Annotated in this window: 20 protein-coding genes; 15 read left to right on the forward strand and 5 right to left on the reverse strand. The window is 65.2% G+C overall.

Translation table 11 applies throughout. The features are described 5' to 3' along the window. Positions 1–8: 8 nt before the first annotated feature. The 8 genes from IG122_RS15500 to IG122_RS15535 all read left to right on the forward strand — a co-directional run bounded on the left by IG122_RS15500 (position 9) and on the right by IG122_RS15535 (position 8,766). Positions 9–509, forward strand: a complete 501-nt coding sequence (locus IG122_RS15500; RefSeq protein WP_193185210.1) for a hypothetical protein — start codon at positions 9–11, stop codon at positions 507–509. Between the two features lie 29 nt (positions 510–538). Then, positions 539–2,434 (forward strand): ABC transporter ATP-binding protein, encoded by a 1,896-nt coding sequence (locus tag IG122_RS15505; RefSeq protein ID WP_193185213.1) that lies wholly within the window; start codon positions 539–541, stop codon positions 2,432–2,434. Beyond that, positions 2,434–4,338, forward strand: a complete 1,905-nt coding sequence (locus IG122_RS15510) for an ABC transporter substrate-binding protein (RefSeq protein WP_193185216.1) — start codon at positions 2,434–2,436, stop codon at positions 4,336–4,338. Before IG122_RS15505 ends, IG122_RS15510 begins: the two co-directional genes overlap by 1 nt. Before the next feature lie 12 nt (positions 4,339–4,350). Then, on the forward strand, positions 4,351–5,349 hold the full coding sequence (locus IG122_RS15515) for an ABC transporter permease (RefSeq protein WP_193185219.1): 999 nt from the start codon (positions 4,351–4,353) through the stop codon (positions 5,347–5,349). Beyond that, positions 5,346–6,518, forward strand: a complete 1,173-nt coding sequence (locus tag IG122_RS15520) for an ABC transporter permease (protein ID WP_193185221.1) — start codon at positions 5,346–5,348, stop codon at positions 6,516–6,518. Before IG122_RS15515 ends, IG122_RS15520 begins: the two co-directional genes overlap by 4 nt. Positions 6,519–6,598: 80 nt before the next feature. Further along, the gene (locus IG122_RS15525; protein WP_193185224.1) at positions 6,599–7,801 is read left to right on the forward strand and encodes a phosphoglycerate kinase; all 1,203 of its coding nucleotides are present in this window, start codon (positions 6,599–6,601) and stop codon (positions 7,799–7,801) included. Positions 7,802–7,886: 85 nt separating this feature from the next. Continuing rightward, a complete protein-coding gene (locus IG122_RS15530) occupies positions 7,887–8,123 on the forward strand; it encodes a hypothetical protein (RefSeq protein WP_193185227.1) in 237 nt (78 codons plus the stop codon). Between the two features lie 106 nt (positions 8,124–8,229). Beyond that, positions 8,230–8,766: an NUDIX hydrolase gene (locus IG122_RS15535; protein WP_193185230.1), complete on the forward strand. Its 537-nt coding sequence runs from the start codon at positions 8,230–8,232 to the stop codon at positions 8,764–8,766. A 7-nt stretch (positions 8,767–8,773) separates the two neighbouring features. On the opposite strand, the gene ftsY is transcribed toward IG122_RS15535, so the two are convergent. From ftsY to dapF, 3 genes are all read right to left on the reverse strand, one after another. Continuing rightward, a complete protein-coding gene (gene ftsY, locus IG122_RS15540) occupies positions 8,774–9,721 on the reverse strand; it encodes a signal recognition particle-docking protein FtsY (RefSeq protein ID WP_193185233.1) in 948 nt (315 codons plus the stop codon). Then, on the reverse strand, positions 9,718–11,007 hold the full coding sequence (mtaB, locus tag IG122_RS15545) for a tRNA (N(6)-L-threonylcarbamoyladenosine(37)-C(2))-methylthiotransferase MtaB (protein WP_193185236.1): 1,290 nt from the start codon (positions 11,005–11,007) through the stop codon (positions 9,718–9,720). Before mtaB ends, ftsY begins: the two co-directional genes overlap by 4 nt. 84 nt (positions 11,008–11,091) lie before the next feature. Next, the gene (dapF, locus tag IG122_RS15550) at positions 11,092–11,922 is read right to left on the reverse strand and encodes a diaminopimelate epimerase (RefSeq protein WP_193185239.1); all 831 of its coding nucleotides are present in this window, start codon (positions 11,920–11,922) and stop codon (positions 11,092–11,094) included. A gap of 93 nt (positions 11,923–12,015) precedes the next feature. Here dapF and IG122_RS15555 point away from each other — a divergent pair, with 93 nt between their 5' ends. Together IG122_RS15555 and IG122_RS15560 are read left to right on the forward strand one after the other, a co-directional pair. Further along, entirely contained in the window at positions 12,016–13,086 is a 1,071-nt protein-coding gene (locus IG122_RS15555) for a malate/lactate/ureidoglycolate dehydrogenase (protein WP_193185242.1), read from the forward strand. Between the two features lie 38 nt (positions 13,087–13,124). Then, positions 13,125–13,412 (forward strand): hypothetical protein, encoded by a 288-nt coding sequence (locus tag IG122_RS15560; protein WP_193185247.1) that lies wholly within the window; start codon positions 13,125–13,127, stop codon positions 13,410–13,412. Positions 13,413–13,416: 4 nt separating this feature from the next. Here IG122_RS15560 and IG122_RS15565 read toward each other — a convergent pair whose 3' ends face one another. After that, positions 13,417–14,634: a mandelate racemase/muconate lactonizing enzyme family protein gene (locus tag IG122_RS15565; protein ID WP_193185250.1), complete on the reverse strand. Its 1,218-nt coding sequence runs from the start codon at positions 14,632–14,634 to the stop codon at positions 13,417–13,419. 335 nt (positions 14,635–14,969) lie between these two features. On the opposite strand from IG122_RS15565, the gene ffh reads away from it, so the two are divergent. The 5 genes from ffh to rplS all read left to right on the forward strand — a co-directional run bounded on the left by ffh (position 14,970) and on the right by rplS (position 18,783). Then, positions 14,970–16,418 (forward strand): signal recognition particle protein, encoded by a 1,449-nt coding sequence (gene ffh, locus IG122_RS15570; protein ID WP_193185252.1) that lies wholly within the window; start codon positions 14,970–14,972, stop codon positions 16,416–16,418. A gap of 49 nt (positions 16,419–16,467) precedes the next feature. Beyond that, complete coding sequence (rpsP, locus tag IG122_RS15575) at positions 16,468–16,950, forward strand: 30S ribosomal protein S16 (protein WP_193185256.1); 483 nt, start codon at positions 16,468–16,470, stop codon at positions 16,948–16,950. Positions 16,951–16,956: 6 nt separating this feature from the next. Beyond that, a complete protein-coding gene (gene rimM / locus IG122_RS15580; protein WP_193185259.1) occupies positions 16,957–17,502 on the forward strand; it encodes a ribosome maturation factor RimM in 546 nt (181 codons plus the stop codon). Further along, positions 17,495–18,205 carry a tRNA (guanosine(37)-N1)-methyltransferase TrmD gene (trmD, locus tag IG122_RS15585; RefSeq protein WP_193185262.1) on the forward strand — a complete coding sequence of 237 codons (711 nt, stop codon included), beginning with the start codon at positions 17,495–17,497 and terminating at the stop codon, positions 18,203–18,205. Before rimM ends, trmD begins: the two co-directional genes overlap by 8 nt. A gap of 167 nt (positions 18,206–18,372) precedes the next feature. After that, on the forward strand, positions 18,373–18,783 hold the full coding sequence (gene rplS / locus IG122_RS15590; RefSeq protein WP_193185265.1) for a 50S ribosomal protein L19: 411 nt from the start codon (positions 18,373–18,375) through the stop codon (positions 18,781–18,783). Between the two features lie 59 nt (positions 18,784–18,842). Here rplS and IG122_RS15595 read toward each other — a convergent pair whose 3' ends face one another. Beyond that, the gene (locus IG122_RS15595) at positions 18,843–19,601 is read right to left on the reverse strand and encodes a sulfite exporter TauE/SafE family protein (protein ID WP_193185268.1); all 759 of its coding nucleotides are present in this window, start codon (positions 19,599–19,601) and stop codon (positions 18,843–18,845) included. Positions 19,602–19,734 lie beyond the last annotated feature (133 nt).

Below are 19,734 nucleotides of genomic sequence, written 5' to 3' on the forward strand. Positions count from 1 at the left end.
GATGACGGATGAGTCTGCACGCCTATCAGAAAAACGCCCTTATCGCGGACTATCTGCGCGGCGGGATCGGCTTTGCGGTCACCGCTTTTCCGGTCGTGTTCTCTCCTATGCTCGGCACCTTCCAGATCATCTTTGCGCTGATTTCCTTGGTTTTCGCCGGTTTCCTGCTGAAAACCTGGCTGCGTGCCCAGACCCGGGTCGAGGTCGCCGACGAGGGCATCAGGACTCTGGGGCCGTTCGCAAAGAGCATCGCCTGGCCGGATCTGGCGGAAATGGATCTGCGCTACTATTCGACCCAGAAAGACAAGGCGAAAGGCTGGATGCATCTGATCCTAAAGGGCGGCGACGGCACGAAAATCAGCGTCGAATCCACACTTGACGGTTTCGATACGGTGCTTGAGCATGCCGCTGCGGCCGCTGGTCGGAACGGCGTCGCTCTCAACCAGACGACAACCGAAAATCTGACGGCCGCAGGGGTATCGATGGGGCTTGCCGCGGGGGATCGCTAGGATGCCGGCGGCAGAGGGGAGATGATGGCATGATCGACCAGCTGACACCGCTTCTGCGGGTCAGGGACCTGCAGGTCGCGTTCGACCTGCCGGGTGGCGAATTGCTTGCCGTCAACAAGGTTTCCTTCCAGGTTCGTGCCGGATCCACGGTCGCCCTTGTCGGCGAGTCCGGGTCCGGCAAGAGCGTCGTCAGCCAGGCCATCATGGGGCTGTTGCCGTCTATCGCGCAGATCCGCGGCGGGTCCATTCTCTTCGCCGACGATCGGGCCAAGGGCACGATCACCGATATCGCCCGGTTGAAACGCAACAGCCGCGAGATGCGCCAGATCCGCGGCGGCCGGATCTCGCTGATTTTCCAGGAGCCGATGACCTCGCTCTCGCCGTTGCATACGGTAGGCAACCAGATTCGCGAGGCGCTGGAACTGCATCGCAGCGTCTCCGGGCGCGAGGCCAACGAGCTGACCGAGGAAATGCTGCGCATGGTCGGCTTTCCGGACCCGGTGCGGGCCATGCGGACCTATCCGTTCGAGCTTTCCGGAGGTCTCCGTCAGCGTGCGATGATCTCGATGGCGCTGATCTGTCGCCCCTCTCTGCTGATCGCCGACGAGCCGACGACCGCCCTCGATGTCACCATCCAGGCGCAGATCCTGAAGCTGATGAAGGATCTGCAGGCCGAACTCGGCATGGCCGTGCTGATGATCACCCACGATCTCGGGGTCGTCGCCAACATGGCCGACGACGTCGTGGTGATGTATCGCGGCCGGATCATGGAAAGCGGCACCCGGGACGAGCTCTACCGCAATCCGCAGCACCCGTACCTGAAGGCGCTGATGGCGGCGGTGCCGCGCTTCAACATGGAGCCCGGCGAACGGCTGGTGCCGATCCGCGAGATCAAGAGCGAGACCGGCCACCTGCTGGCGCCGACCGGAGAGGAAAAGAAGGCCCCCCAGCACAAACCGATCCTCAAGGTCGATAACCTTTCGAAATGTTTTACCATCCGCAAGGGGGCCTGGCTCTCGAGCGAGGAATCAAAGGTCTATGCGCTCGACGATGTCAGCTTCGAGGTGAAGCCCGGCGAATGCCTCGGCCTCGTCGGGGAGTCCGGCTGCGGCAAGACCACGCTCAGCAAGACCATTATGCGGGCGCTGTCCCCCGATCAGGGCTCTGTGACCTATTGCGACCAGGATGGCGAGATCGACGTGCTCGGGCTTTCCGGCGACGCGCTGACTGGTTTCCGCCAGAAGCTGCAATTCGTCTTCCAGGACCCGTTCAGCTCCCTCAATCCCCGCATGACGGTGTTCGATATCGTCAGCGAGCCGCTGGTGATTCACGGGATCGGCGACGATGCCTACCGGCGCGAGATGGTCTCCGAACTGATGAAGCTGGTCGGTCTCGACGCACGCCATCTGAACCGCTATCCGCACAGCTTCTCCGGCGGCCAGCGCCAGCGCATCGGCATCGCCCGCGCGCTCGCCCTGAAGCCGCGTATGCTGATCTGCGACGAGCCGGTTTCGGCTCTCGACGTCTCGATCCAGGCACAGGTGCTGAACCTGCTGAAGGACCTGCAGGAGCAACTGAACCTGACCTATCTCTTCATCTCGCATAACCTCGCGGTGGTGGATTACATCGCCGACCGGATCGCGGTGATGTGCGCCGGCCGGCTGGTCGAGCTGGCGCCGCGCGAGGAGCTGTTCCGCAACCCGGTGCATCCCTATACCAAGGCGCTGCTGCGGGCGGTCCCGGACCCGAGCCTCGACAATCCGCTTGATTTCGAGTCCGTAATGGACCAGCGCTGCTCGGTTCCTTCCGAATGGCCGGCACCCTTCACGGTGAGCGAGCAGACCCATCCGCGCCTGATCGATCTCGGCGGCGGGCATTTCGTCCGTGCCGACGAGTCCGCCTTGACCCTGAGGTTGGCATCGTGATGCTGCGCTCTCTGCTCTTTGCATTCGTGTTTGCGGTGGCTGCGGCGACGGCGTCCGCCGGAGAGGTGCCTTATCTGGCCAAGGATGTCGCGAGCGGTGTGCTTCCGCCGGTGACGGAGCGGCTGCCGCAGCCGCCTCTGACCGTCGATTTGGCGGCGCGCGGTCAGACGCCCGGCAAATATGGCGGCGCGTTGCGGATGCTGATGGCGCGCAGCAAGGACACGCGGCAGATGACGGTCTACGGCTATGCCCGTCTGGTCAGCCATCAGCCCGGAGATTTCGAGCTCTTCGCCGACATCCTCGAGCGCTTCGAGGTCGAGGAAGAGCGCGTCTTCACCTTCACGCTGCGCCGGAACCACCGCTGGTCCGACGGCCATCCCTTCACGACCGAGGATTTCCGCTACTTCTGGGAAGATGTCGCGAACAGCCCGGAGCTTTCGCCGGCCGGTCCGCCGAACCTGATGCTGGTGGACGGCGAGGCGCCGCTCTTCCAGGTGCTCGACGAGCGGACGGTGCGCTACAGCTGGTCGAAACCGAACCCGGACTTCCTGCCGTCGCTCGCCAAGGCGAGCCCGCTCTATCTCTACCGCCCCGCGCATTATCTGAAGCCGTTCCACGCCGCCTATGCGTCGGAGGAGGAGCTGGCGAAGCGGGTCGAGGATGCGCACCAGCGCAACTGGGCGGCGTTGCACAACAAGATGGACAATCTCTACCGGATGGATAATCCGGACCTGCCGGTGCTGCAGCCTTGGAAGGTGACCGGCAGCGCGACCTCGACCCGGTTCCGGTTCGAGCGCAATCCGTATTTCCATCGGGTCGATCCCGAGGGGCGCCAGCTGCCATACATCGACGAGGTGATCTTTGACGTCGCGAGCCCGGGCCTCATTCCGGCCAAGGTCGGCTCCGGCGACGCGGACCTTCAGGCGCGCTATCTCTCCTTCGACGATTACACCTTCCTGAAGCAGGCGGAGGACCGGTTCCCGTTCGAGACCCGGCTCTGGCGCACCGCCAAAGGCTCACAAGTGGCGCTCTTCCCGAATCTCAATGCCGCCGACCCTGTCTGGCGCGAGCTCTTCCGCGACGTGCGCTTCCGCCGCGCACTGTCGATGGCGATCAACCGGCACGAGATCAACCAGGTCATCTACTACGGCCTCGCCTATGAGGGGAACGACACGGTTCTCCCCGCCTCGCCGCTCTACGAGAAGGACTATCAGACCCGCTGGGCGCAGTTCGACCTGAAGCAGGCGAACCGGCTGCTCGACGAGATCGGCCTCCCGCGTGACGAGGACGGGATCCGGCACCTGCCGGACGGCCGGCCGCTGGAGCTGATCGTCGAGACCGCCGGCGAGAGCACCAAGCAGACCGATATCCTGTCGCTGATCCACGATTCCTGGCTCGAGGCGGGGATCAAGCTCTTCACTCGCCCGTCGCAGCGCAACGTTTTCCGCAACCGGGTGTTCGCGGGCGAGACGCTGGTCTCCGTCTGGTCCGGGGTCGAGAACGGATTGGCCACCGCCGATACCAGCCCCGCCGATTTCGTGCCCTATTCCCAGCAGCAGCTGCAATGGCCGAAATGGGGTCAGTATATCGAGACCGGCGAACAGTCCGGCGAGGAGATCGCGCTGGAGCCCGCGCGGCGGCTGCGCGCGCTCTATTACCGCTGGCGCGATGCCGGGACGCGGGCGGCGAAGCGCGCGGCCTGGAAGGAGATCCTGGAGATCAACGCGGACCAGGTCTTCAGCATCGGCCTCGTCTCCGGCGTGCTGCAGCCGGTCGTGGTGCATTCCAACCTGCAGAACGTGCCGAAGGAAGCGATCTACAACTGGGATCCGGGAGCGCATTTCGGCGTCTATCTGCCCGATACCTTCTGGTTCGGCGAAACGCCGGCCAAGAGCGCGGACTAGGGGAGAGAAGACGTGCTGACCTACCTGATCCGCCGCATCCTGATCATGATCCCGACGCTGATCGCCATCAGCATCATCACCTTCGTGATCATCCAGCTCCCGCCCGGCGATTATCTCACCACGATGATCAACGAGATGCAGAGCCAGGGCGAGAATGTCGACCAGTCGAAGATCGAGGCGCTCCGGGCGCAGTACGGTCTCGACCGGCCGATGTACGAGCAGTATTTCCTCTGGGCGACCGGGCTGCTGCGGGGCGATTACGGCTATTCCTTCGAATACCAGCTTCCGGTGGCCGACGTGGTCGGGGACCGGGTATTCCTGACCTTCGTGCTCAATTTCGCGACCATTCTCTTCATCTGGGCGGTCGCCTTCCCGATCGGCATCTATTCGGCCTGCAACCAGTACAGCCTCACCGATTACGGACTGACCTTCGTCGGCTTCATCGGACTGGCGACGCCGAACTTCCTGCTCGCGCTGATCCTACTTTATCTCGCCAATATCTGGTTCGGCACCTCGATCGGCGGATTGATGGACCCGCAATATCTCGACCAGCCCTGGAGCACGGCCAAGGCATTGTCGGTGCTTGAGCATCTCTGGGTCCCGGTCGTCGTCATCGGCACCTCCGGCACGGCGGCGATGATCCGGCGGCTGCGCGCCAACCTGCTGGACGAGCTGCAGAAACAGTATGTGGTCACCGCCCGCGCCAAGGGCCTGCCGCCGTTCCGCGCGCTGATGAAATATCCGCTCAGGATGTCGCTGAACCCCTTCATCGCCGATATCGGCAACATGCTGCCGCAGGTCATCTCGGGCTCCGCCGTGGTCTCCATGGTACTGTCGCTGCCGACCACCGGTCCGATGCTGATCGGCGCGCTGCAGAGCCAGGACATGTATCTCGCCGGCTCCTTCCTGATGTTCCTCGCGCTGCTGACTGTGATCGGAATGTTCGTTTCCGACCTGTTGCTGGCGTTGCTCGATCCGAGAATCCGGCTCGGCGGAGGAGCGAATCGATGAGCATTTCCTCGAGCGAAGGCCCGCGCACCGACCATTACGTCAACCGGGAGCCGTTCAATCCGGATACGGACACCGTCCTGACGCCGGAGCAGGAACGCTATTACATGGCGTCCCAGTGGCAGATGATGTGGTGGAAACTGAAGCGGCACCGCGTCGCGGTCATTTCCGGCCTGTTTCTGGTCCTGCTCTATCTCTCGACCATCATCAGCGAGATGATCGCGCCCTATGGGCTGGCCACCAGGCATACCGACTCGATCTACGCGCCGCCGCAGCGGGTGCACCTGTTCCACGAGGGCAGCTATGTCGGCCCCTTCGTCTACGGGCTGGACTACACGCTGAACATGCGCAACCTGAAGCGCGAATACACGCCGAACACCGAGAAGGTCGAGAAGCTGCGCTTCTTCTGTAGCGGTGACCCCTACAAGTTCTGGGGCATGGCGGAGATGGACTTCCATCTGGTCTGTCCGGCGGAGGGCGGGACGCTGTTCCTGCTCGGGACCGACCGGCTCGGACGCGACATGTTCTCGCGCATCATCTACGGCACCCGGATCTCGCTCACCGTCGGCCTCATCGGCATAGCCGTAAGCTTCGTGCTCGGGATCGTCATCGGCGGCATGGCGGGATATTACGGCGGCTGGGTCGACAGCCTGACCCAGCGCGTCATCGAGGTGATCCGCTCCTTCCCGGAACTGCCGCTCTGGATGGCGCTCTCGGCGGCCCTGCCGGTCACCTGGAGCCCGATCCTGATCTATTTCGGCATCACCATCATCCTCGGCCTGCTGGACTGGACCGGCCTCGCGCGCGCCGTGCGCTCCAAGCTCCTGGCCCTTCGCGAGGAGGATTTCGCCGTCGCCGCCCAGCTGATGGGCGCGAAGCCGAAACGGATCATCGGCCGCCACCTGCTGCCGAGCTTCATGAGTCACCTGATCGCCTCGGCGACGCTGTCGATCCCGTCGATGATCCTCGGCGAAACCGCGCTCAGCTTCCTCGGGCTCGGGCTGCGTCCCCCGATCACCTCCTGGGGTGTGCTCCTGACCGAGGCGCAGAACATCAACGCGGTCGAACTCTACCCCTGGATCATGGCCCCGGTGGTGCCGGTGATCCTGGTCGTGCTTGCCTTCAATTTCTTCGGTGACGGGCTGCGCGACGCAGCGGATCCCTACAAGTAAGTACCGGCCGGAACGAGGGTGCTTGAAACACCGCGCCGTCTGTGTTTGAAAGCGCCGGAATTCCGCGGGGAGCAAGAAACATGTCAGCCTATCGCACTCTCGATACCCTCGATGCCAACGGCCGCACGGTTCTGCTGCGCGTGGATCTGAACGTTCCGATGAAGGACGGCAAGGTGACGGACGCGACGCGCATAGACCGCGCCGTCCCGACCATTCTCGCGCTTGTCAAAAAAGGCGCGAAGGTTGTGGTGCTGTCCCATTTCGGCCGGCCCAAGGGCGAGCGGGTTTCGGACATGTCGCTCGCGCCGATCGCGCAGCCGCTTTCGGACGCGCTCGGCGGCCTGCCGGTCGCCTTCGCCGAGGACTGCATCGGTGCCCCTGCGGAAAAGGCGGTCGCGGCGATGAAGGGCGGCGATGTGCTGATCCTCGAGAACCTCCGCTTCCACAAGGGCGAGGAAAAGAACGACGCGGCCTTCATCAAGGCGCTGGCGAAACTCGGCGACATCTATGTGAACGACGCCTTTGCGACGGCGCACCGCGCCCATGCCTCGACCGAGGGGCTGGCGCATCACCTGCCGGCCTATGCCGGTCTGCTGATGCAGGCGGAGCTCGAGGCGCTCGGGAACGCGCTTGAATCGCCGGAGCGCCCGGTCGTGGCGGTGGTCGGTGGCGCCAAGGTCTCCACCAAGTTGGAGCTGCTGGGCAATCTGCTGCCCAAGGTCGATTACCTGATCATCGGCGGCGGCATGGCGAACACCTTCCTCTATGCCCAGGGTTATGAGGTCGGCAAGTCGCTGGCCGAGCGTGATCTCGCCGATACCGCCCGCGAGATCATTGCGAAAGCGGAACAGGAAGGCTGCACGATCTGCCTGCAGACGGACTGCGTCGTCGCCGGTGAATTCGCTGCCGGGGCGCCGTCCGAAATCGTGCCCGTTTCCGCCGTTCCCGGTGACAAGATGATCCTCGATGCCGGCCCGGAAAGCGTGAAGGCCTTCGCCGGGGTGCTGCGCGACAGCGAGACGCTGGTCTGGAACGGGCCGCTCGGCGCTTTCGAGATCCCGCCGTTCGATGCGGCGACGGTCGCGCTTGCGAAGACCGCGGCGGAGCTGACCGATCAGGGGGCGCTGCTCAGCGTCGCTGGTGGCGGCGATACCGTTGCTGCGCTCGTCCATGCGGGCGTCGCCGAGCGCTTCAGCTATGTCTCGACCGCCGGCGGCGCGTTCCTCGAATGGCTCGAGGGCAAGACCCTTCCCGGGGTCGCCGCGCTGATGACGGACAAGTAATCCCGCTCAGCGAATCGCCGGAAACCAAGGGTTTGTTGACATTTTGCCGACTCCGCCCCATATTTGGCTGTGCTGGAGAAGGTAAATGATACCCGCTGTACCTGTCACAGTTCCGCTGAACGCGACGCTTCCGACACTGGTTGTCCCCCGGCCGGTGGAGCAGGAGCGTGACCGGAACAACGCGCTGACAGCGGCGGCGATCGCCAGTTCCGACGAAAATAGCGAAATCCAGGGCGATAACGAGCGTGCAACCGCATTGCGCAATTCCGCCCGCAGGGAGACGCGGCGCGAACGCGGCGATGCCATAGACATCCTCGTGTGAGTTTGGAAACGGTCCGGAAGTATTGGCGCGGCCTGCAACAGGGCCGCGCTTTCTTTTGCCTGCGGCTCTGCTAGGGTTTCCACGCGAATCTTGAACGGGGAGCGTGATGGCCGGAGAGCGGAGCGGGCCGAAGGGTCCGGTGACGAAACTGGTGCCGGAGGGCGACGAGCGCGAGCGCCTGGTCTGCACCGATTGCGGCTTCATCAACTACATCAATCCGAAAATCGTCGTCGGCGCTGTCGTGACCTGGGAGGACAGGTTCCTGCTCTGCAAGCGTGCGATCGAACCCCGCCTCGGTTACTGGACGCTCCCGGCCGGGTTTATGGAAGAGGGCGAGTCGACCCAGGACGGCGCCGCCCGCGAGGCATGGGAGGAGGCGCGGGCCCGGATCGAGATCGGCCCGCTGCTTGGGGTCTACAACATTCCCCGGATCAGCCAGGTGCAGATGATCTACCGCGCGCGCCTGCTCTCGGATGATGTTTCGCCCGGCCCCGAGAGCCAGGAGGTGGGTCTCTTCACCTGGGACGAGATCCCCTGGGACGAGATCGCCTTCCCGAGCGTGCACTGGGCCTTCGCGCATTACCGGGAGACGCTGGGGCAGGACGAGTTCGCCCCGCGCTCCGAGATGCCGATGGGGGTCTGAGAGAGGGCTAATCCAGCCCCATCAGATCGCGGGCGAAACGATCGGCCTCGAAGGGCTGCAGGTCGTCCGCGCTCTCGCCGACGCCGACCGCATGGACCGGCAGGCCGAGCCGGTCCGCCAGCGCCACCACGACGCCGCCCCGCGTGCTGCCGTCGAGCTTGGTGATCACGAGGCCGCTGACCTCGACCATTTCCTTGAAGGCCTTCACCTGGCTGTGCGCGTTCTGGCCGACGGTGCCGTCGAGCACCAGCACGCAATCGTGCGGCGCCGTCTCGTCCTGCTTGCGGATGACGCGGATCACCTTGGCGAGCTCGTCCATCAGCTCGGCCCGGTTCTGCAGCCGCCCGGCGGTGTCGATCAGCAGCACGTCGGTGCCTGCGGCCTTCGCCGCGCCGATGGCGTCGAAGGCGAGCGCCGCCGCATCAGATCCTTGCGGCTTCGCAATGACCGGAGTTCCGGTACGCTCCCCCCAGACCTGGAGCTGCTCGATCGCGGCGGCGCGGAAGGTGTCGCCGGCGGCCATCATGACCGAGAGGCCGCGATCCCTGAACTGTTTGGCAAGCTTGCCGATCGTCGTGGTCTTGCCGCTGCCGTTGACGCCGACCATCAGGACGATATGCGGCTTGCGGCCGGTGACGACGTCGAGCGGCCTTGCGACCGGGCGCAAGATCTCGGCGATATCCTCAGCGAAGGCGGTGCGGACCTCCTCGTCCGTCACGTCCTTGCCGAACTTCTCCTTCGAGAGATTGGCGATCAGGCGGGCCGCAGTCTCGACCCCGAGATCGGCCGTGATCAGCACCTCTTCCAGTTCTTCGAGACTCTCGTCGTCGAGCCGCTTCTTGGTGAAGACGCCGGAGATCCCGCCGACGATCTTGCCGGAGGATTTGGCAAGCCCGTCTTTCAGGCGCCGGAACCAGCCCCGGCGCTCCTCCGTTCCCGCTTGTTCGTCGCTCATGCGGCGGATTTCCGTTCTATCTGACCGATCAGGTGGGTGCCGTCGCTGCCGGTGATCCGGACCGGCACGATCTCGCCGGGAATGCCGCCCTCAAGGCGGACCGGCGCGAAATTCTCCGCGCGCCCGAAATCCGGCTTCTCGACCAGCACGGATTGCAGGCTGCCGGCGAGGCTTTCGAGGAAGCGCGCGAGATTCGCCTCGCCCGCGGCGCGCAGTTTCGCCGCCCGTTCCTTGCGCAACGGGCCCGGAACCTGCGGCATCTTCGCCGCCGGGGTGCCCGGACGGGCGGAATAGGGGAAGACGTGGAGATAGGAGAGGCCGCATTCCTCGACCAGCGCGAGGGAGTTCGCGAACATCTCCTCACTCTCGGTCGGGAAGCCGGCGATGATGTCGGCGCCGAAGGCGATGTCGGGACGGGCCGCCCGCATCTCGCGACAGAACGTTATGATGTCGGAACGGTTATGCCGGCGCTTCATGCGCTTCAGGATCATGTCGTCGCCTGCCTGCAGGCTGACATGGAGATGCGGCATGAGCCGGGGCTCGTCCCGCACCAGCGTCAACAGATCATCGTCGATCTCGACGGCGTCGATCGAGGAGAGGCGGAGGCGCGGCAGCTCCGGTACCAGCGCCAACAGGCGGCGTACCATCTGCCCGAGCTCCGGCTTGCCCGGCAGGTCGGCGCCGTAGGAGGTGATGTCGACGCCGGTCAGCACGATCTCGCGGTAACCGTTCGCGACCAGCTCGCGCACCTGGCGCACGATCTCGCCCATCGGCACGGAGCGGCTGTTGCCGCGGCCGAAGGGAATGATGCAGAAGGTGCAGCGGTGGTCGCAGCCCTGCTGGACCTGCACGAAGGCCCGGGCACGCCCTTCGAGACCGGCGACGAGATGCGACGCCGTCTCCTTCACGCTCATGATGTCGTTGACGAGAATCCTGGCTTCGCCCGGAGCATTCCAGGTTTCCGCCTTCAGCTTCTCCTCGTTGCCGACCACCCGGTCGACCTCTTCCATCGCGGCATAGGCGGCGGGATCGATCTGCGCGGCGCAGCCGGTTACCACGATCTCGGCCGTGGGATTGGCGCGGCGGGCCTTGCGGATCGCCTGACGCGCCTGGCGCTCGGCCTCCTTGGTGACGGCGCAGGTATTGATGACGACGACATCCTCGCGCCCGGCGCGGGCGAGATGGTCGCGGATGACCTCGGACTCATAGGCATTGAGGCGGCAGCCGAAAGTCTCGACCGGCCGGCCCGTAGTGCGCCCGTCCGTATTGTCGTCAGTCTGGTTCATGGGGCGAGAAATGGCCGGAAACGGCCCCGAATGCAAGCCTTCCGGGCAGCGGTGTGCCATGCGCGCGCCGCATGGTGCGGGCTCTTAAGCGAGCGTGTCGAGGTCGAGCGTGCCCTTGAAGCTGAGCGCGACCGGGCCGGTCATCAGCACATGGCCGTCCTCGCGCCACTCGATGGTGAGCACGCCGCCGTCGAGTTCCACATCCGCCTTCCGGCCGGTCAGGCCGCGCCGCGCCGCCGCCACCAGCACCGCGCAGGCGCCGGAGCCGCAGGCCTCGGTGATGCCCGCGCCGCGTTCCCAGACCCGCATGCGGATGTCTTCGGGTCCGCGCACGGTGGCGAACTCGATATTGGCGCGGTCGGGGAAGAGCGGACTGGTCTCCAGCTTCGGGCCGATCTCGGAAAGCGGGATCGCCTCCGCATCCTCGACGAAGATGACGGCATGCGGGTTGCCCATATTGACGCAGCAGGCGGGTCCGTAGGGATTGCCGGGGATCTCGACATTCAGCGTATCGAGGTCCTTCGCAAGCGGGATCTCCGCCGCCTCCAGACGCGCCGGGCCCATGTCGACCCGGACCCGTCCGTCCTCAAGACGTTCGCAGACCAGCGTGCCCGCGATGGTTTCGAGCCCGATCCGCTCCTTGCCGAGTTCCGTCATCACAAGGTCGGCGACGCAGCGTGTGCCGTTGCCGCAGGCGCCGGCCTCGCTGCCGTCCGGATTGTGGATCCGCATGAAGGCGTCACCGCCGTTCTTCGCCGCCTCGATGGTGAGGAACTGGTCGTAGCCGACGCCGCGCCTCCGGTTGCCCACGGCGCGGTAATCCCGCTCCGTGAGGGCCGGGCCGGGCACGCGGCCGTCCAGCACGACGAAGTCGTTGCCGAGGCCGTTCATCTTGAGGAACGCGATCTGTCTCATGGCGGCATATATATCGGCTGCATCCGGCAATTCCAATACGTCACGCTGCCCGCTACCGTGTGCGCCGAAAGTTGATGCCAAGGGAGCGGAACAATGATCACGGTCGCGCATGAGGCGCTCGAGGAACTGGTCACGGAGATGATCGGCCGGGCGGGTAGCAACCCGGAGGAGGCGCGCAAGGTCGCGCGCAATCTGGTCGAGGCCAATCTGCTCGGGCATGACAGCCACGGCATCGGGCTCGTCGGGCAGTACATGCGCCACGCGCAGACCGGCACGCTGACTGTGAACGGCCATGTCAGCCATGTCTCCGACAACGGGGTCTATCTGCTGCTCGACGGCAACATGGCCTACGGACAGGTGACCGGCGCCGAAGCGATGCATCTTGGGCTCGACCGGGCGCGCACCGCGGGTGCCGCGATCGTCGGGCTGCGCAACTCGCACCATCTCGGACGGATCGGTGCCTGGGGCGAGATCTGCGCCCGCGCGGGCTTCATCTCGATCCATTTCGTCAATGTCGTCGGCCACCGCCCGATCGTCGCCCCCTGGGGCGGGGCCGAGGCGCGCTATTCGACCAACCCCTACTGCACGGCCATTCCGGCGACCGGGAAGAACCCGATGTTCGTGCTCGACATGGCGACCAGCCGTGTCGCGCTCGGCAAGGTCCGGGTCGCCTACAATGCCGGCAAGGAAGTGGTCGAGGGCGCGCTGATCGACCATAACGGCCAGCCGACCCGCAACGCGGCGGTGATGTACGAGGAGCCGAACGGCGCCCTGCAGGCCTTCGGCCAGCACAAGGGCTACGGTCTCGCCCTGCTCGGCGAGATCCTGGGCGCGGCGCTGCTCGGCGGTCCCGTGACCGACCCGGCGCACCAGAAGCGCGACACGATCTGCAACTCCATGCTGACGGTGATCATCGACCCGAAGGGCTTCGGCAGGGACATCCCGTTCGGCGACCTGATTGATTCCATGCTCGCCTACGTCACCAGCGCGCGCCCGGCGGAGGGCACGGACAAGGTCCGCGTCGCGGGCGAGCCGGAGCGCGAGACCGCGGCGGACCGCAAGGCGAACGGCATCCCGGTCGATCCGGGCACCTGGTCGGGCCTGGTCGAGGCGGGCGTCAATTCCGGCATGGACCGGCATGCGTTCGACGGGATCGCGAAGTAGGGCCTCTCGCGCACACCCTTCCCGCGGCTTCTGGGCGTATGGAAAAGATATTCGTTTTCTTATTCGTCGTTCCGACAGCCCTTATGATGATTTATACGGGCGTAAGGTATTTCTGGGCGATTTACCGCTTCAACAAAGCGCATGCGCAATATGGAGACCGTATCGGCTACTTCAGTCGTAAAGGGCGGACCGAAAAGGCGAAACAATATTTCGAGCAGCGTTTGAACAAGATTATCGACCGTGCGCAGGTATTTAATCTGATTTTTCTCGCTGCGTTTGCGGTGCTCATAGCAATATCAGCGCTTGTTTCGAGATTTGTGAAATGAGTCGCTAGCCTCCCGCGAAGGGCTCCCCCGCGACCTCGAACGGCTCCTGACTCATCTGCAGGTGCAGCTGGTCGCCCTCATAGGGATGCGCCAGCGCGACCTCCTCGTTCAGCTCCACGCCGAGGCCCGGCGCTGTCGGCGGGATGACATAGCCGTCCTCCCAGCGCATCGGGGTTTTGAGGATGTCGGCGTGGAAGCCGTCCCATTTGCGGATGCTCTCCAGCACCAGGAAGTTCGGGATGCAGGCGGCGAGCTGGACGTTGGCGGCGCCGACCACCGGGCCGCAATAGAGATGCGGCGCGACCTGGGCGTAGAAGGCCTCGGCCATGCCGGCGATCTTCTTGCCTTCGAGCAGGCCGCCGACCCTTCCCATGTTCATCTGCAGGATCGAGGCGGCGCCGGTCTCCAGCACGCGGCGGAATTCCCACTTGGTGGTCAACCGCTCGCCGGTCGCGACCGGGATCGACGTGGCCACGGCCACCTTCGCCATCTCCTCCGGCATGTCCGGCGGGGTGGGTTCCTCGAACCAGAGCGGGTCGTAGGGCTCCAGCCGCCGCGCGAGGCGTTGCGCGCCGGCGGCGGTGAACTGGCCGTGGGTGCCGAAAAGCAGGTCCGCCCGGCCGCCGACCGCCTCCCGGATCAGCCGGCAGAAGGCTTCCGAGCGGTCGAGGATCTCCATGTCCGGCTGGTGTCCGCCGAAGGCAGTGTAGGGGCCGGCGGGATCGAACTTCACCGCGGTGAAGCCCTCGGCGACGCAGGCGGCGGCCGCCTCCGCGCTCTTCTCCGGGCTGTTGTAGAAGGTCGCCGGATCGTCCTCAGGACGGGGATAGAGATAGGTATAGGTGCGCAGGCGCTCGTTCACCATGCCGCCGAGCAGTTCGTAGACCGGCTTGCCCGCCGCCTTGCCGACGATGTCCCAGCAGGCCATCTCCAGCCCGCTGACGACGCCCATCATCGAGGGGTCGGGGCGCTGGGTGAAGCCGGAGCCGTGGGCGCGGCGCCAGAAGCGCTCGACATGGTGCGGGTCGTTTCCCTCGAGATAGCGCGCGAAGACGTCCTCCACCATCGCCGCCACGACCTTCGGGCCGAAAGAGGCGGCATAGACCTCGCCGACGCCCTCGATGCCGCAGGCGGTGCGCAGCTTCAGGAACAGGAAATAGCGCCCACCGAAGCCCGGCGGCGGGTTGCCGACGATGAAGGTCTTCAGGCTTTCGAGCTTCATGGGAGGTCTCCGGGCGGCGGCACGTCGCGGTCATTTCCGCATTCGGGTTGCGGGTCCACAGCCTAGCGACCACATGCAGCGATGCTAAGGCAAAAGCGACGGATCGCGGCTCTCCCTCGTCCGGATCGGGCGAGATTTGCCCGCAGGACCCGGAACACCGCAGGAATGCTTGACTCTCTCGCGCGGCGCCCATATGTTCCGGCCCTCTCGGCAAAAACCAGTCTGCTGAGACCTTCACGGGTTCCGTCCGTCCTCGAGTGTTCGAGCACGGGCGCGCAACTGCTTTGGGCCTTTTCAGGCTGGTGAAACCGGGTGGAATTGGAGTTTACGGACGCATGTTCGACAGTTTGCAGAACCGGCTCGGCGAGGTTTTCGATCGCCTGAAGAAACGCGGCGCGCTGAAAGAAGCCGACGTGACGGCTGCGCTGCGCGAAGTGCGCGTGGCCCTGCTCGAGGCCGATGTCGCGCTGCCGGTGGTGAAGGACTTCATCGACCGGGTGCGCGAGCGCGCGGTCGGCCAGGAAGTCATCAAGTCCGTCTCCCCCGGCCAGCAGGTGATCAAGATCGTCCACGACAATCTCGTGGAGATGCTCGGCACCGAGGCCGGCACGATCAATCTCAACGCCGTTCCACCGGTGCCGATCCTGATGGTCGGCCTGCAGGGCGGCGGCAAGACCACCAGCACCGCGAAGCTGGCCAAGCGGCTGAAGGAGCGGGACCGCAAGAAGGTCCTGATGGCCTCGCTCGATATCTACCGTCCGGCGGCGCGCGAACAGCTCCGCGTGCTGGGCGAGCAGATCGAGGTCGCGACCCTGCCGATCGCCGAGAACGAGACTCCCGTTTCGATTGCGAAACGGGCGATGGCCGCGGGCAAGCTGCAGGGCTTCGACGTGGTCATGCTGGATACCGCCGGCCGGCTCTCCATCGACGAGTCGATGATGAACGAGGTGATCCAGGTCCGCGACGCGGTGAAGCCGGTCGAGACTCTCCTCGTCGCCGACGCGATGACCGGCCAGGACGCCGTCACCACGGCGCGCAATTTCCATGAGCGGGTCGGGCTGACCGGCATCGTGCTGACCCGGATGGACGGCGATGCGCGCGGCGGCGCGGCGCTTTCCATGCGCGCGGTCACCGGGGTTCCGATCAAGGGTGTCGGTGTCGGCGAGCGGGCCGACGCGCTGGAGGATTTCCATCCCGAACGTGTCGCCGGCCGGATCCTCGGCATGGGCGACGTGGTCAGCCTGGTCGAGAAGGCCGCGGAGACCATCGAGATCGAGGAAGCCGAGCGCATCGCGAAGAAGATGCAGAAGGGCATGTTCGACCTCGAGGACATGCTCTCCCAGCTCCGGCAGGTGAAGAAGATGGGCGGCCTCGGCGGCGTCATGTCGATGCTTCCGGGCATCGGCAAGCTGCAGAAACAGATGGCCGGCGCCAATATCGACGAGAACGTCATCAAGAAGCAGGAAGCGATCATCCTCTCCATGACCAAGGCGGAGCGGAAGAACGCGAAACTGATGAATGCCTCGCGCCGGCGCCGCATCGCGGCCGGTTCGGGCACCAGCGTTCAGGAGGTCAACAAGCTCCTGAAGCAGCACCAGGACATGACCCGGGTCATGAAACAGATGGGCAAGATGGGCGGCATGAAGGGCCTCGGGGCCCTGCTCGGCGGCGGCGGTGGAGGCATGCCCGGCGCCGGCGGCCAGCTTCCGCCCGGCCTCTCTGGCAAAGGCATGCCGAAGCTTCCGGGAGGCATGCTGCCGCCCGGTTTCCCCGGCAAGAAGTAATTTCGGAATCAAGTGAACAGCTAATCGCGTATCTGAAAGGAAGAAACCAATGTCCCTTCGTATTCGTCTGTCGCGCGGTGGCGCCAAGAAGCGCCCGTTCTACCGCATCGTCGTCGCCGAGGGCACGTCCCCGCGGGACGGCCTCTTCATCGAGAAGCTCGGCACCTACAACCCGATGCTCCCGAAGGAGCATGCGGACCGGCTCGTGGTGAACGCCGATCGCATCAAGCACTGGATCTCCGTTGGCGCGAAGCCGACCGACCGGGTCCACAAGATGCTCGCCTCCATCGACCTGATGGCCAAGTTCGAGTATCGCGACCAGCCGAAGAAGTCCGCCCCGGGCCAGAAGCGCCAGGAGCGTGAAGAGGAAGAGGCCGCGAAGGCTGCCGAGGCCGCCGAAGCCGCTGCCGCCGAGGCTGCCGCCGCCGCCGAGGCTGCTGCTGCCGAAGCCGCTGCTCCGGCCGAAGAGGCCCCGGCTGAAGAGGCTCCCGCCGAGGAAGTCGCGGCCGAGGAAGAGAAGTCCGAGGGCTAAGTTCCGATGGCCGAGCCGGTCACTCTCGGCGTCATCGTCGGCGTCCATGGCGTGCGCGGCATGCTCCGGGTGAAGAGTTTCACCGAGCAGCCGGAAGACATCGCCGCCTATGGACCGCTGAAGGATGCCGCGGGAAAGAGCTACGAGCTCGAGGTGACCGGCCAGGCGAAAGGCGTGCTGCTGGTGCGTATCGCCGGAATCGGCGACCGGAACGCGGCGGAGGCCCTCAAGGGCACCGAGCTTCTGATCGACCGGGACCGGCTGCCGGAGGCGGACGAGGACGAGTTCTACCATGCGGATCTGATCGGCCTCCGGGCGGATCTGGTCGCGGGCGAGACTCTCGGCACGGTGGTCGCAGTGCAGAATTTCGGTGCCGGCGATCTCCTGGAGATCCGCCTGCCGGACAGCCGCAAGACCGTGCTGGTGCCGTTCGACGAAACCGCGGTTCCGGAGATCGACCTCGGGGCCGGACGGCTTCTGGTCGATCCGCCGGCGGGGCTTCTGGACGAGGCGTCGGACGAGGACCGCGAGGCCGAAGCGGACCATGGCTGACGCGGCGGCCCCCTGGCAGGCGACGGTGCTCAGCCTGTTCCCGGAAATGTTCCCGGGACCGCTCGGGCATTCGATCGCCGAAAAGGCCCGCCTGGCGGGCCGCTGGTCCCTGAAAACGCTGGACATCAGGGACTTTGCGAGCGATAAGCACCGCTCCGTGGACGACACCCCCTTCGGGGGCGGTTCCGGAATGGTGATGCGGCCCGATGTGGTCGACGCGGCATTGGCCGCCGTCGACGACGTTCCGGGCCGCAGAATTTATTTGAGCCCGCGCGGCGTCAGGTTCGACCAGACGATGGCGCGGGAGCTCGCGGCGGGCCCCGGTGTGGTGCTGCTCTGCGGGCGCTACGAGGGACTGGACCAGCGGGTGATCGACGCCCGCGGCTTGTGTGAGGTCAGTCTCGGGGATTTCGTGCTTTCGGGCGGCGAGATCCCGGCCCTGGCGCTGCTGGATGCTTGCATCCGTCTGCTGCCGGGCGTGCTCGGCACGGCGGCGACGCTGGACGAGGAGAGTTTCGAGGAGGGGCTGCTGGAGTATCCCCTCTACACGCAGCCTCGGGACTGGAACGGACTATCCGTGCCCGAGGTGCTGCTGTCCGGCCACCACGCGAAGATCGCGAAATGGCGGCGGGAACAGTCGGAAGAGATCACGCGCGAGCGGCGCCCGGACCTCTGGGAACGCTATCGCGGATCGGACGAGTGAGCGGAGCGGACGGCGCGTCTGTCCAGTCTCGGCTTTTTGGAATGCGGCATGCCGCTCCTCTGCGGCCCGGTGGTCGGGCAGGTCATGAGCTGCATGTGTTTCGAGCGTCGGTATTCACCGGTCCCCTGGTTGGACCGGTCGCCACCGGCAAGACCTGGAGAAGAAGAATGAACATCGTACAACAGCTCGAAAAAGAGCAGCTTGATAAGCTCGTTGCCGAACGTCCGGTTCCGGATTTCGGCCCGGGCGACACCGTGAAGGTGAATGTCCGCGTCGTCGAAGGCACCCGCGAGCGTGTGCAGGCCTATGAAGGCGTCTGCATCGCGCGCAAGAACGACGGCCTGAACTCCTCCTTCACCGTCCGCAAGATCTCCTACGGCGAAGGCGTCGAGCGTGTGTTTCCGCTCTACTCCCCGCGCCTCGACAGCATCGAGGTGACCCGCCGCGGTAAGGTCCGCCGGGCGAAGCTCTACTACCTGCGCGGCCGTCGCGGCAAAGCGGCGCGTATCGCCGAGAAGGTGACCAACCGTGCCAAGGCGAGCGTCGCCGTTCCGGAAACCGGTTCGGCCGAAGCGTAAGCTTCAAAGCATGGAATTTTCGAGCGGGAGCGCCTTGGCGCTCCCGTTTTCTTTTGGGCCTATCCGAACAGCGTGCCGGCGCCGATCACCGAGAGCAGGATGTAGGCGATGCGCCGGAAGGTCCGTTCGCTGGCGAGATGGAACAGCTTCCCGCCGCCCCAGATCCCGGTCATGTAGAACGGCGCCATGAGAGCGCCGAGCAGCATCCGTTCCGGGGTCAGCACGCCGAACCAGACATAGCTCGCCACCACGAAGACGAAGCCGATCTGGAAGAAGGCGGTGATGTTGGCGCGCACCGCCGCCGGCGCATAGGGTCCCGAGAGCAGGTAGAAGATGATCGGCGGTCCGCCGAGCCCGGTGGAGCCGTTGAGGAAACCGGCGACCGAACCGATCGCGATGTCCCGGCCGAGACGGCGTGTCATCGTGTGCCGGTAGCCGCTCGCCAGCACCGCCACCAGCAGCAATACGATCACTGAGATCGCCTTGCGGAGCAGCTCCTGATCGATCGAGACCAGGATCCAGGTGCCGAGCGGCAGGGCGGCGATCCCGCCGAGTGCCATCGGCGCCGCCTGCTTCCAGTCCGCCTCCCGGCGCGACAGCCGCAGCAGCTGGAGCTGCGCCGGCATTTCCATTGTGGTGAGGGTGGCGAGCGCGACCTGCGGGCCGAACAGCAGGCTCAGTAGCGGAATTGAGATCATCGCCGCGCCGAAACCGGAGAAGCCGCGGACCAATCCCGCCAGACCGACCGTTCCGGCGGCTAAAAGCAGGTTCCAGAGGCCAAATCCTTCCAATGTGGAAGTAATCGCGTTCAGATCCATTCGAATTTGGCCCTTATCGGTTCGTAAATTTCGGAAAAGCCCGGTTTCCCCGCAAGATTCAGCTTTTTTCCGCAGGATCGACTCGTTATGCTCCGGGCCCGTCTCGGGACGAGAGATATGTTGCGCCTTAAGA

The sequence above is a fragment of the Nisaea sediminum genome (assembly GCF_014904705.1).
Lineage (GTDB): Bacteria > Pseudomonadota > Alphaproteobacteria > Thalassobaculales > Thalassobaculaceae > Nisaea > Nisaea sediminum.

Coding starts and splice junctions, on each gene's coding strand:
- IG122_RS15500 (WP_193185210.1), top strand. CDS start 9: ATGAGTCTGCACGCCTATCAGAAAAACGCCCTTATCGCGGACTATCTG.
- IG122_RS15505 (WP_193185213.1), top strand. CDS start 539: ATGATCGACCAGCTGACACCGCTTCTGCGGGTCAGGGACCTGCAGGTC.
- IG122_RS15510 (WP_193185216.1), top strand. CDS start 2,434: ATGCTGCGCTCTCTGCTCTTTGCATTCGTGTTTGCGGTGGCTGCGGCG.
- IG122_RS15520 (WP_193185221.1), top strand. CDS start 5,346: ATGAGCATTTCCTCGAGCGAAGGCCCGCGCACCGACCATTACGTCAAC.
- IG122_RS15525 (WP_193185224.1), top strand. CDS start 6,599: ATGTCAGCCTATCGCACTCTCGATACCCTCGATGCCAACGGCCGCACG.
- IG122_RS15530 (WP_193185227.1), top strand. CDS start 7,887: ATGATACCCGCTGTACCTGTCACAGTTCCGCTGAACGCGACGCTTCCG.
- IG122_RS15535 (WP_193185230.1), top strand. CDS start 8,230: ATGGCCGGAGAGCGGAGCGGGCCGAAGGGTCCGGTGACGAAACTGGTG.
- ftsY (WP_193185233.1), bottom strand. CDS start 9,721: ATGAGCGACGAACAAGCGGGAACGGAGGAGCGCCGGGGCTGGTTCCGG.
- mtaB (WP_193185236.1), bottom strand. CDS start 11,007: ATGAACCAGACTGACGACAATACGGACGGGCGCACTACGGGCCGGCCG.
- dapF (WP_193185239.1), bottom strand. CDS start 11,922: ATGAGACAGATCGCGTTCCTCAAGATGAACGGCCTCGGCAACGACTTC.
- IG122_RS15555 (WP_193185242.1), top strand. CDS start 12,016: ATGATCACGGTCGCGCATGAGGCGCTCGAGGAACTGGTCACGGAGATG.
- IG122_RS15560 (WP_193185247.1), top strand. CDS start 13,125: ATGGAAAAGATATTCGTTTTCTTATTCGTCGTTCCGACAGCCCTTATG.
- IG122_RS15565 (WP_193185250.1), bottom strand. CDS start 14,634: ATGAAGCTCGAAAGCCTGAAGACCTTCATCGTCGGCAACCCGCCGCCG.
- ffh (WP_193185252.1), top strand. CDS start 14,970: ATGTTCGACAGTTTGCAGAACCGGCTCGGCGAGGTTTTCGATCGCCTG.
- rpsP (WP_193185256.1), top strand. CDS start 16,468: ATGTCCCTTCGTATTCGTCTGTCGCGCGGTGGCGCCAAGAAGCGCCCG.
- rimM (WP_193185259.1), top strand. CDS start 16,957: ATGGCCGAGCCGGTCACTCTCGGCGTCATCGTCGGCGTCCATGGCGTG.
- trmD (WP_193185262.1), top strand. CDS start 17,495: ATGGCTGACGCGGCGGCCCCCTGGCAGGCGACGGTGCTCAGCCTGTTC.
- rplS (WP_193185265.1), top strand. CDS start 18,373: ATGAACATCGTACAACAGCTCGAAAAAGAGCAGCTTGATAAGCTCGTT.
- IG122_RS15595 (WP_193185268.1), bottom strand. CDS start 19,601: ATGGATCTGAACGCGATTACTTCCACATTGGAAGGATTTGGCCTCTGG.